General features: G+C 56.2%; 8 protein-coding genes and 2 pseudogenes. 5 read left to right on the top strand and 5 right to left on the bottom strand.

All coding sequences use genetic code 11. The features are described from left to right. Nucleotides 1-2229 precede the first annotated feature (2229 nt). The 3 genes from repA (at nucleotide 2230) to repC (ending at nucleotide 5982) form a co-directional block, all read left to right on the top strand. Complete coding sequence (gene repA, locus ACYQ6M_RS30090) at nucleotides 2230-3456, top strand: plasmid partitioning protein RepA (protein ID WP_460077623.1); 1227 nt, start codon at nucleotides 2230-2232, stop codon at nucleotides 3454-3456. Beyond that, a complete protein-coding gene (gene repB / locus ACYQ6M_RS30085; RefSeq protein WP_460077621.1) occupies nucleotides 3453-4439 on the top strand; it encodes a plasmid partitioning protein RepB in 987 nt (328 codons plus the stop codon). The genes repA and repB overlap by 4 nt, the downstream gene beginning before the upstream one ends. 283 nt (nucleotides 4440-4722) lie before the next feature. Then, nucleotides 4723-5982, top strand: a complete 1260-nt coding sequence (gene repC, locus ACYQ6M_RS30080; protein ID WP_460077619.1) for a plasmid replication protein RepC — start codon at nucleotides 4723-4725, stop codon at nucleotides 5980-5982. Nucleotides 5983-6139: 157 nt separating this feature from the next. Here repC and ACYQ6M_RS30075 read toward each other — a convergent pair. Further along, nucleotides 6140-6466 (bottom strand): annotated as a pseudogene (locus tag ACYQ6M_RS30075) (recombinase family protein); the annotation flags it as partial. A 92-nt stretch (nucleotides 6467-6558) separates the two neighbouring features. Here ACYQ6M_RS30075 and ACYQ6M_RS30070 point away from each other — a divergent pair. Continuing rightward, a complete protein-coding gene (locus tag ACYQ6M_RS30070; RefSeq protein ID WP_460077617.1) occupies nucleotides 6559-7245 on the top strand; it encodes an IS6 family transposase in 687 nt (228 codons plus the stop codon). A 95-nt stretch (nucleotides 7246-7340) separates the two neighbouring features. Here the strand turns inward: ACYQ6M_RS30070 and ACYQ6M_RS30065 are convergent, their stop codons facing one another. Genes ACYQ6M_RS30065 through ACYQ6M_RS30050 form a run of 4 tightly spaced genes read right to left on the bottom strand, consistent with a single transcriptional unit; the run spans nucleotide 7341 to nucleotide 11163 of the window. Next, complete coding sequence (locus ACYQ6M_RS30065) at nucleotides 7341-7589, bottom strand: Os1348 family NHLP clan protein (protein WP_460077615.1); 249 nt, start codon at nucleotides 7587-7589, stop codon at nucleotides 7341-7343. A gap of 12 nt (nucleotides 7590-7601) precedes the next feature. Then, nucleotides 7602-8261, bottom strand: coding sequence for a TfuA-like protein (locus ACYQ6M_RS30060; protein ID WP_460077613.1), 660 nt, complete (start codon nucleotides 8259-8261; stop codon nucleotides 7602-7604). Then, nucleotides 8258-9847 (bottom strand): B12-binding domain-containing radical SAM protein, encoded by a 1590-nt coding sequence (locus ACYQ6M_RS30055; protein WP_460077611.1) that lies wholly within the window; start codon nucleotides 9845-9847, stop codon nucleotides 8258-8260. The genes ACYQ6M_RS30060 and ACYQ6M_RS30055 overlap by 4 nt, the downstream gene beginning before the upstream one ends. Then, nucleotides 9844-11163, bottom strand: a complete 1320-nt coding sequence (locus ACYQ6M_RS30050) for a YcaO-like family protein (RefSeq protein WP_460077609.1) — start codon at nucleotides 11161-11163, stop codon at nucleotides 9844-9846. The genes ACYQ6M_RS30055 and ACYQ6M_RS30050 overlap by 4 nt, the downstream gene beginning before the upstream one ends. Before the next feature lie 100 nt (nucleotides 11164-11263). Between ACYQ6M_RS30050 and ACYQ6M_RS30045 the strand changes: the two are divergent. After that, nucleotides 11264-11564 (top strand): annotated as a pseudogene (locus ACYQ6M_RS30045) (hypothetical protein); the annotation flags it as partial. Nucleotides 11565-11642: the final 78 nt, after the last annotated feature.

Raw genomic sequence — 11642 nt, 5'->3', positions numbered from 1 at the left:
TCTGCATATTTCGAAATTCAGGATCGGCGCTGCTGAACCGGACCAGCCCTGACGGGCCGGGCTGATCCTGTGGAGGGGCGTCACCCGTACGGTAGTGGGTTCAATTTCGTATAAGCACATTTGTATAATTGGCGAAAACAAAGCCGTATTGAGCTTGAAGTAGTCGGGCCTGCGAAGCTTTTGGGTGCACTGGCTTTCATTCAGTCGCGCTGATCAAACTTATCAGTTGATAAGTTTTTGCAGACAAGGCCTCTTGCTCTCGTCCCAAGTGGTGCTCAGCAAAATGCAATCTCTTACCTATTTGTCGGATTGTTTGAGCAACCCGGTCACGGCACGCAGTAGGCGCGGTTCTCAAGTCCTGCGAACTCCCGAACCGCAAGCCTCATGTGCCGTCTCTTGGGGTTGCTTCAAAGTAGCAGTAGCGAACTTGACGGCATGATGTATTTTAAAGTGCGCTTCGCGATTGTTTGGTGGGCTTATCAATTGATAAGTCGCCTTAGCTGCATGATCAAACGCAACAAGCCTACGCCCCACTAATCCGAATTTGCCTGAGCGCCGTCCCCAATATTTCCAGTAAACACTACGGTATTGCGGTGCTTGTGGATGGATTGCGATATTAGGAACCAACAACGGCGGATCAAAACGAATACGTTGGATTGTGCCGGCCGCTTAGAAAAGCGCGAGGGCATGCTCGCGAACAGAACATAGAAACAGGGTGAAGCGCCTGTTACTTGCCACGGGTAGTAAATCTTGTCTGCAAGCGCGCCTTCAATCGGCTCGTGAATATCCCTCTTACGGCTATTCGCTCTCAGCCCCCCCCCCCCCCCCCAAAAAGTTTTCAATGGCAGCCGAAAGTATTGCCAGTGCTGCGTCGTGAACGGATTTATCCACCTTGCCGGTCGACAAGCCGTGCTGGCGGCAAGGCAGGCAGCCTGATCCGCATCCGTGCCCTGGCCAAGGGCCTCGACAAAAGACTTAATTGGGTCTTCCCCTATTTCAGTCTCGGGAGAAGCATAGGCAAGCGCCATGGCGCATGCCGTTGCCACCACAAGAGCGAGCGAATGGAGCCAGGTGGCTTCTCATCTGGAAAGGCGGGAAAATGAAATGTCGGCACTTTACAGTCGATACGTCCTTGCAAGCATTCCACCAGTCGACCCGGCCATGGAACTCATCCGCTTTGACTGTCATTTTCTTGATTCAGCCAACTGCAGCCGGCTTGTCGTTTTTCGAGATGTAATGGACGTGGTCGACAGGACTTTCGATGCCGTCGGCGTTGAACCTGGCGGCAGACGCCTCGGCGTGGAAGATGCAAAAGCGCCCGTCGCGGGTTGTTACCTTGCCGACCGGAAGGATCTTGATGCATTTCGGAGCGGTAGTCGTGCTAACGTCTGTGCCGGTGGGGCGGTGCTGCCGTGGCGATTTCGGTGGTCAAGGCACCGTGGGCAATGCCAGAAGAAGAGGCAGTCTGCTTCGTCATGTTGCCAAGCTAGGCTGGCGCGCACACGCAAGGGGGCTGACATCTAACAGCTGCTGCACCAGAATAAAATTTTAATCGGCGCTAAGTAGGCGTGAGAGCCCTCGCACTTAATTTCGGGGGAAGGGGGTACACATGGCCTGCGGCGGCTTCGTGTGCTTGGTCATGCGGCCGCGAGGACTCACGTCCACCCGCCAACTTTTTCCCTTTCTGTCCATTTCTCCGTTTGCATCTTGTTGACCTGATAGAGCGTGTGTAGTCGCAGGAAGCCATTCGGCAGCGTGTTTGATGATCGGAGATATCGAAGATCCTGCCGTAGGCAAGCAAGGGCGACTCACTGCGGGATCCAGATGAACACCGGCCAAAGAATCAGCTTGGCCACCAATCGCAGAGAGCAAATAAGAGCTTAGTAGGCTCAAGCTGTGGAATTCGTACGCGGCCTTCGCGAGCAAACGAGTGACTTGTCGGCAATTTGGTAGAGAAATCGATCTGGCATATTGTTCGACAATAACACTCGAAGGTATCAGGCAATCTGTTGTAATATCGAAAGAATTTCAGTTGCGTCTGTTATGCCACGTTGCTACGCAGACAGGTCGGCTACCAAATATAGCACCGTTGAGCTTTCGGAGTGCCACATCTGACAAGGTCATCGTTAACCTCTCGTTAACCTAATATTCCTTGCAATTTTTGGCGACTTCATTCACTCCTGACGGCAAATAGGTCACCAACAAGGTGTTTGCCGTCAGGAGTGCCGAATGGCAGTAAGCGACAATCCAGTACACATTCTTCCCAAGCCGGATACGGCAAAGAAGATTGAGGATTATACGCGCCAGCTCTCTGCAGAGTTGAATTCCATGCGTGCGCGGATGTATCCACCAGAGTCGCAAAAAGTCTTCGGGCGCACATTCTCGACCCTAGATCTGGTGAAGCTGCTGGGGATTCCGGAAAGCACTCTTAGGTCTTTGACTCTAGAAGGCAAAGGGCCCCAGCCAACTAGAACCGATAACAACAAGCGCATTTACAGCATTGAACAAGTCTGGGAACTGCGGGAGTATCTAGCGGAACAGCGGCCCGAAGACGCACTTCGCCTACTGCCGCACCGCCGGGTAGGCGAGCGCCTTCAAGTGATTGCGACGGCGAATTTCAAGGGCGGGTCCAGCAAGACGACGACCTCGGTTCATCTGGCGCATTATCTCGCCATCCAGGGATACCGTGTACTGTGCATCGATCTTGATCCACAGGCCTCGATGACCTCGACATTTGGGATCCAGCCCGAATTCGACCTCGACTCGAACGAGACCGCCTACGCTGCCCTTCGGTATGACGACGACCGCAAGGCGTTGGCAGAGATTATCCAAGCGACTTACTTCCCCGGAATTCACATCGTTCCTGGAAACCTGGAACTGATGGATTTCGAATTTGATACACCTTCCTATCTTGCGAACAACCATAGGGATGAGCTCGGACTTTTCTTCGAACGCCTGCGAAACGCGATTGCCTCTGTCGAGAGTAATTATGATGTAGTCGTTTTGGACACGCCTCCGTCGCTGGGATACTCGACACTTGCCGCTCTCTACGCAGCAACTGCACTCGTAATTACAGTGCATCCGGCGATGCTCGATGTCGCGTCGTGCAATCAGTTCCTGATCATGATTTCCGAGCTGGCTGAAACGTTGGAGGCTTTCGGGGCAAAGTTCGATCACGAATGGATACGGTTCCTGCTTACAAGAGTGAACCCAAATGACGGACCGCAAAAATACATGAGCGGCATTATCCGACGTCTCTTCGCAGAAGATGTACTGGTTGCCGAGGCCTGGGAGTCCACTGCGATCGCTGCGGGTGGCGTAGCAAAGAAGTCGCTCTACGAGTTGGAGACTGGAGAAGTGGGCAGGGACGCCTACAAGCGTGCCCGTGAGAGCTCCGACCGGGTCAATGACGAAATTCTCGACATCATCAAGCGAGTTTGGGGACGAGAGGCATGAAGAAATCCATTCTCCAGCAGATGGCTGAAGGTGAGGGGACGAGCACGGCCGAAGTCGTGCCAAAGTCGCCACGCCATCGCCGCATGGGCTCCCCGGTAGTTGGCAACGTCGGCAAGGCGCTTACGAGTCTGTCAGGTGACACGGTGCTCTCGCTGAACCCTGACAAGATAGACCCGTCTCCATTCAGGGATCGATTTCAAACAGACGCGGAAGCAACAGCAGCGCTGCAAGAATTGAAAGTGTCTATCGAGAGAGAAGGGCAGAAATTGCCCGTTCTTGTCCGCCCACATCCTAATGAAGAGGGCCGTTACCAATTAGCGTACGGCCATCGTAGGACGGCGGCTCTCCAGGAATTGCATCGAGAAGCGGACAGACCGGAAACTGTCCGAGTTCGCGCATATGTCCGTGATCTCACCGATGCCGAGTTGATCAGGGAGCAGTCTCTCGAGAACGGCGTTCGTGAAAATTTGAGCTGGATTGAACAAGCGCTCTGGGCCGTTCAGTTGAAGAACGCCGGTATCAAGCAGCGCGACATGGAACCGATCCTCGGCCAGAAGGAGACGAATATTTCGGTCCTTCTCAAGGTCGCCAATGCAATCCCGGACGATATCGTACATGCAATAGGCCGTGCAAAGGGGGTAGGGCGACCGGCATGGGTGGAGTTTTCAAAGCTGTTCGATCATCAAAAGGTAGCTGATCGCATCCGTAAGATCGTTAAGGATCGTTCCTTCGTGGAAGGGGATGGCGCGGAGCGTATGAAGCTTGCTTCCCATGCAGCAAAGGGAAGACAAAAGTCAGACTCGACGAAATCTACTCAAATCGAGATCAGGTCTGCCGGCAAGCTCTTGGGTAAGTTCAAGGAGACGACATCGTCATCGACGGTGACGTTTCCAAAAGCTGAAGCTCCTTTTGCGAGATGGCTCAACGAGAAGCTCCCGGAGTTGCATGCTGACTTCCTTCGTCAAGATGGTGATCAGAATTAGTTTTCGGGCTTCTGGATGGCCTGGCTTTGAGAGAAAGGGGAATGCAAGAGAGCATAGACAAAATGAAAAGGGACCATCTGGCTGCAACCAGATAGCCCCTAATTCCATGGTTCAGATGGGAAAGTCCCAACGGGAACCCTAAGCAATCCCGTTGTAGTGCATCCCGAATCACCACGCAAGAGGCTTCTCGCGTGAACGGTGGATTTCTGCCGATTTTCCAAACCTGAACCTCCCAAATTGATAGACGCCGGATGCGAAATCGCGCCGGCGAACGGAGGTTTACATGCCTACTGTTTCGAACGTCTCTTCATTCAGAAAGGTGACGCATGGGATACTTGCGAGTGCGCGTTTGGCCGCTCAGGACGATAGACCTGTAGTTTTGAAAAAGGATGTTTCGCTGGTTCTCAAGCGCGTTGCGCCGGCACTTGGCATCGACGGAACAGCCTACCACGTGCTCGATATCCTTTTGGGGCTCGCCCAGGGCGACGACTTCAAGGCCGGTCGGCGTCCCGTCGTGGCGATCTCCAACCAGCGTCTTGCAGACTACACCCGAAAAACCACGCGCACGGTCACACGGTGCTTGAAGAAACTCGTCGAGGCGGGAATCCTCGCTTACCGTGACAGCCCTACAGGGCGGCGTTTTGTCTATCGCGGCCGGGCAGGGGAGGCCGAGCAAGCCTATGGCCTGGACTTCACCCCGGCGTGTTTCAATCTGGAAGCCTTCAAGCAGCAGGCAGATGCCTTTCAGCGCCGTCTCAAGGCCGAGCAGGAAGCAAAGCGCACTGTAACGCGGCTTTCACGCGCAATCGCCGACATGGCAGAAGCGGAACCAGCGTCGTTTCACGACTTTTTCACGAGCGCCCAGAGTGTCGTCAAACGCGATCAGTTGACCTTGGCAGAACGGGCCGAGATGTTGCGGAGCCTTTATGAAGAAGCTCTGGTCCTCTACGAAACCAACTCCGACAAATCTAACGATGAAATGTCATGCGCGGGTGACATTAATGTCAGCCTTTTATCTATTACAACCCAAACCGACTCTCTAAGAAGTAATAACAGGCGGACTTGCTCTAACGAGCAAGACACTAACCTATCTGCTGACAACGGCTTCGCCGTTGAAATGGCTCATGAAAAAGAGCCTTGCGGCGGGCGCACAGACCTGCAACCGCCTAAACCGCAAGCGGCAAGGCCGGCGGAAGGCAAATTACCGGAAACGAACCTCGATGGAGTGTCCATTGGTCTCATTCGGGCAGCCTGTACCCAGGTGCAAAGCGAAATCGGGCTTTCGTTCTCCGACTGGTCACGACTGTGTCAGGCCGCGGATCACTTGCGGATCTTGATCGGCCTCAGTCCGGCCGGATATCAAAATGCCGTCGAACGGCAGGGAAAATTCCTGGCCGCCGCTTGTCTTGTCGTCGTTGCTGAAAAAGCCCTGCGCGATCCCGAACAAATCGCATCCCCAGGCGGATACTTCCGCGCCATGATCGACAGGGCAGGGGAGGGCAAATTGCACCTTCACAAATCCCTGCATGGCCTGGTGTCGTGAGGTACGCGCTTTTCGCTTGGAGTGAGCTACCGGACGCAGCTCTATTGCAGAACATAATGCTGGCCGGAGTAGCGCGGCCACACGCAGGCGTTCCGTCAGCGCCCGATAGTCTGAACTCGTTGTCAGTTGCGATTTGTACTGCGTTCGCGCCTGTTGTTTACTCCGGCATTGTCCCCAGCTTTGGGGCGATCAGACCGTTACGTGTGGCGCGGTCGATGAGGTTCTTGACGGACGAGGGCGCCCACTTGGTTCCGCCGCGTGGCGTGCGCTCATGCAGCCGTTCGAGTTGATTGGCGATTTCGCGCAGCGTGAGCTCGGGATTGGAGGAATGGATCCCGGCCACAAGTGTCATCAGTCGATGTTCCGGCAGCCGCGGCGGCGACTTCCGCAAAAGTGACGCATCGGCCATGCCTTCCGAGACCATCCACTTCACCGCACGGCGCAACCTCTCCGGTGTCCAGTCTAAACCGCGCTGTTTGAGTAGGTTCTGTCGCAAATTTTTTGCCCCTGGTTTCCTTTCAAGGCGCTGGCCTTTAGAACCCGGGTATCTAATCAGATTTCTCCTGGTGCACAGCGTTGATCAGTTTCAAAGGAAACCATTTCCCGAAGGATGTCACTCTTTTCGCGGTTTTCTTTTATGTCCGCTACTCGGTTTCCTATCGGGATCTGGAGGAAATCATGCAGGAGCGCGGTGTTGACGTTGACCACGCCACGCTGAACCGCTGGGTCGTTCGCTACAGCCCGGCGATCGCCGCAAAAGCCAAAGCCAGAAAGCGGCAGGTTTGTTCATCCTGGCGGATGGATGAAACCTACCTCAAGGTCCGGGACAAATGGGTTTATCTCTATCGCGCCATCGACAAATATGGCGGTACGGTTGATTTCATGCTGTCCGAGGCGCGGGACGAAGCAGCGGCGACGGCCTTTTTCGAGAAGGCCATCGGGACCAATGCCCTGCCGAAAAAGGTCGTGATGGACAAGAGCGGCGCTAACCTGGCGGGCCTGACCAACGTCAACATCTATCTGCTGCTCACCGGATGTTGGTGGTCCTTCATCGACGTTGTGCAGGTCAAATATCTGAACAACATCGTCGAACAGGATCACCGGTTCGTCAAGAAACTGACCAGACCGATGATGGGCTTCAAGGCTTTTCATTCAGCAAGCGCAACCCTGGACGGGATCGAGACGGCTCATATGATCCGCAAGGGGCAACTGAACCAAGCCGGCGTTCCCGCTTACCAACAGTTCATGGCTCTCGCAGGATAACTGCGACCAGAGGCAGACACGACTCTGCGCCGAACAAAAGTTTGCGACAGAGCCGACAAAACTTGTGCCCGCAAACAACCGCCGACTGGCCTGGCTCAAAAGCTCTTCGAGATGACGACCTTAATCGTCCACTCGGCGCGGCCTGCGAGTTTTTCCGCCGCCTCTTCGAGCGTTTCGGGGTCCAGCTTGCTGATGGCCTCAACGTCCTTTTCTGTCAGGTCAAATCGTTTGGCCATATCCTCTGGGTTGTTCAGCAACTCCGCGCGCAATTCCTTGTCGGTCAGCGCTCGGCCGAGCAGTTCGATCAGACCTTTCTGTGGGTCGTCGCCAGCTTTCTTAACCATAACTCTTTCCTTTCAAGTTGTTGCTGCAATACCCTTGTGGTCGTTGGACATCATATGGGCCACCTGAGTCAGGGCTGCGCGGGCATCAGCGCCCTTGATGTCGGGAATGTCGACCACGGCGCGAATACCCGTGGCCTTATCATCACCCACCGTCTTTACGAGCGCGTCGTAAACCCGCGCAGGAGTGCGTTCAGCGAAAAAGACGCGTTTGAGCGCCCGAAAGATCGCCGCGGCTTCGGCTTTGGTCAGCAGATCATTTTGGCTCAGGATTTCCATCCAATGCGCAATGTCGACCAATGGCACGGTCAGCGGGCTCAGGTCGTGCGGGGCGTAGCATAGGGCTACTTCGTCCTCTTGGCGGATCCAGGTTTGCTTAAATCGGTCATAGACCCAACCGATTCCCTCCATCCCGAAACTGTCGAGTTCGGCAGCGCGCAATGCGCCCATGCTAGACGCACCAACAACGCGGACCCCCTGATCCAGCAAATTGAGAATTTCCTTTGGCGTAACTGCCAGCGACTGGCCGAACTGGCCATCAATGATCACGATGACATCCCAATCAATCATATTCGCGAGGTCATCCCGTTTGATCGGTGGAAAATAGGTCGCGTCAAGCAGTTGGCGGGCATCCCGCAGGCGCAGAGAGGGTCCAAGGAACACCGCCGTTTTCATGACGTCACCTGTTGCAAATCATTGCGCTGGCGCACCAAGGAAGGGCCACGTGCGGCGCTGTCGACTGTCGATGCAGCTTTGCGATTGCGCCGTCTGGTGCGTCGGAACAGACCCAGAGCCAACCCGATACCGATGCGGTCTGCATCGTCCTCCGCCCTCTCAAGCAGCCGTTCTTCGGTTGCGCGGCTGCCGGTTTCCATCAGCGTCAGCACCTCTTTGTCAAATAGGCTGGAGCCGATGGTGTAATCCAGAGCGCGCATCGATTTTTCGAGATAGGCGCGCTTTTCGTCCCGGTTCTCAGTGGGCAGATTGAAAAAGCCGGGGAACAGATGTGGCGCCATATCAATAGTTTCGATCACCTCCACCGCACGTTCGTCCAGTAGGACAGCAGGCAGCAGCAACCAGTCGCTGTCTTCCGGCGCCGGGCGTTGCAAGGTGCCCTCAAAGTCGAGATAGATCGGCGAACTGGGCAGCGGGCTGAGCATGTGCATTTGCACGTTTACCTTGGGTGCAAGCTGCGATGCTGCGCTGGCGAGCGCAAGTGTTTCCTCGAAATCTTCCAGCGTTTCAAAAGGGTAGCCCCAGATGAACGAGGCCTCGACCCGGTCAAAATAGCGCTGCGACATCTCAAGCGTGGGCAGGATTGTCTCGGCTTTGAGTTCCTTAAATGTTCGGTTCAGCACTTTTTGCGCACCGGAATCGATGCCATAGAACACAGCACGGCAGCCCGCCCGAGCCATCAACGCAACCAAGTCTTCGTTCATCAGGTTGATCCGGCCGAAACAGCCCCATTCAACCTCGATGCCACGATCCAGGATGTTCTGGCAGAACGCACGCACTCGGTCGCGGTTCAGCACAAAGGTGTCATCGACGATGGCGATCTTGTCGATCCCGAACCGGCTGCGCAGCATGACGATCTCGTCGACGGCCCGTTTGATATCGCGGTACACGGCACGCCGCCCCCAAAGCGGGGCAACGTCGCAGAACGAACACTTATAGGGGCAACCCCGGGTCGTGATCACTCGCGCCGAGCTATAGCGCGACCAATTCAGCAGGTGATAGGCGGGCCAGGGCAGGTCGTCCGCATCCGTGATCCGGGGGCGTTCGGGCCCGTCTACGATTGTGTCACCGTCTCGCCAGACCAGGCCAGCAATCGGGTCGTTCACCAACATGTCCAGATCCTCGACGCCAAAGAACGCCTGAATGGTCATCTCACCTTCGCCGCGCACGATGCCATCGATCGAGGCAAAGGCCTCCATCAATTCGCGTGCGTTTCCCGAAACACCCGGACCGCCCAGGATAATCTTGCAATCGGGGGCGGCGGCCTTGAGCTTTTTGCAGGCGGCCAGGACCACCGGTAGCATGTCGACAAAGCACGAGATCAGCACGTATTCCTGGTGCGCCTCCAACGCCTGAACGAACCTGTCAGCGGAGTAGCAATTGGCCCCGTCGTGCAGTTGGTAGTCGCGAAAATCGACCTCCAGTCCGATCTGTTCAAGGGCGGCTGCGATGTACAATGGACCAAGCGGCGGTTCGATCTTGCCATCTTCGCCCAGGGTGGCGCTGAATAGCGTGACTTTGGTCAATGCACCGCTCCTTGCAAAACCTGCGAGACGCGTTCGCCAAAGACACCACGTCCAGTGTGAAGGTGAAAGACGGACCAGGCCTCGGCCTTGGGCACAACCACGCGCACAACTGGCATGCCGACATCGGGGCGGGTCAGGTCAAAGGCAACGGCCTGGTCCAGCCCGTAGTCCGGCATCCGGTCCAGGATCAGGCGGATATCTTCGTCGATGCGCGCATTCTGCACCGATGGCACGTCGTCAAAGTCGATGAATTCCGTGCCGCCATAAAGCTCGTCTGCGTCGTATGGCGTGCGCGGTTTGATGATCTCGGGCAGGTCTTCGCGCCCGCCCTGAATACAGGCGATGCGGCTTTGGGCGGCTTCGGTGATGGCCCGGTTGAGGGCGATCCGCGCGTCGGGATGGGTGCCACAGCCGCCATGGGCATTGGGAATGCCTGACGCCGTCGGCTCCACGATCGTGCAATCAATGGTTGCCAACCCGGCGGTCGAGGTCAGGTTGCGCACATAGATGCTCAGGCCCGCGCGTTTCAGCCGACCGACCAGCAACGCCGCCCGCCGGGGCAGCCCTTCCAGTCGGATTTGGGCGTGATCAGCGTTTTGATAAGCCGATTGCGGGCTGCTGATACCGATGCTTTCCAACAGTTCCCCAATGGCTGGCGTCACCTGCGACCGCGCAAGCGAGATTGCCAGGGCATCGCGTTCGATCACTTCGCACAGCGCGTGGCACAGCGCTTCCGTCAGCGTGTTGCCCGAGGCTAGTCCGTTGGTGCTGGCGTAAAACAGCGCGGGGACATCTGTAGGCGTGTAGGGGCACATCACCGCGTTCAAAGGTGTCGCTGTGGCGCATTGGCCGATCAGGTCATAGCCGTGCACCCATTCGACAGGCGTGTGTTCGTCGAACGCGAAGGCATTGGGCACGACGATTTCGGCCAGCTTGGTGAGCGGCGTTCTCCCGGCCAGTTCCGCCTGTGAGGCGCGGGTGACCGGATAGTCGCAATGCTCCCCTGCCTGCCGCTCCACCGCTTCCATCAGCGCCCCGGCCAGCGCGTCCTGCCGCGTAGTCCCCTTGCCGTTGTAGTAGGAAATGCCAGGCCCTAGGTCGCGGGGCCGAACTGTCATGAAGTTCGGAATGCCAACGGAATCGAGGCCCGTAACCTCGGCGACCTGGGTTACGCCGATACGCTCGATCAGCCGCTTTGCGCGCCGTACGGTCGCGGAGGGTGGCGCGCATCGTGCGACCGCTTTGGTCGAATATTTTGGTGTCGGCTTAAGCTGCCAGTATTGAGAGGTTGTTCTGTGGTCTGTGCTGTCAATCAACAAAAGAACACTCCAAACGTTTCAAATGGCGTTCGGTCGCTGGAGATGGCCGGTTAAGCCTAACGAGCCAAGTATTACTACTAAACGATACCTAGTTTTTTTGAATTTAGCAACCAGAGATAGTGTTCCGCCCCAGACCGAAGGGCGATTTAATGGGCCGGGACTGAGTTGCGATCTTCGGGATCGGGTGTTGGAAGCATCTCGGGAAGGTTCTTTCGCGCGGCAGGTTGCGGCGTGGTTTGGTGTAAGCACATCGAGTGCGATCCGCTGGATCGCGAACCGGACAGGGCGAGACGGAGCCCCGCAAGCCCGGACGCAAGAAGGTGCCTCGTCTTGATCCGCACGAAGGGTTCATCGCGGGCATGATAGAGGACAAGAAGGACATCACGCTTCATGAAATCGGGCGATGTCACGGTAACGTCTTGTGAGGGGTGGCTGCGATAGACGCAGGATCATGAGCACTTCGCCAGTCAGTTACA

The organism is Roseibium sp. ROS1, from assembly GCF_054658215.1.
This window is presented reverse-complemented; position numbering and strand designations above follow the sequence as displayed.

What these genes read in the sequence shown, in the direction of transcription:
- repB (WP_460077621.1), top strand. Translation starts at nt 3,453, where the DNA reads ATGAAGAAATCCATTCTCCAGCAGATGGCTGAAGGTGAGGGGACGAGC.
- ACYQ6M_RS30065 (WP_460077615.1), bottom strand. Translation starts at nt 7,589, where the DNA reads ATGGTTAAGAAAGCTGGCGACGACCCACAGAAAGGTCTGATCGAACTG.
- repC (WP_460077619.1), top strand. Translation starts at nt 4,723, where the DNA reads ATGCCTACTGTTTCGAACGTCTCTTCATTCAGAAAGGTGACGCATGGG.
- repA (WP_460077623.1), top strand. Translation starts at nt 2,230, where the DNA reads ATGGCAGTAAGCGACAATCCAGTACACATTCTTCCCAAGCCGGATACG.
- ACYQ6M_RS30060 (WP_460077613.1), bottom strand. Translation starts at nt 8,261, where the DNA reads ATGAAAACGGCGGTGTTCCTTGGACCCTCTCTGCGCCTGCGGGATGCC.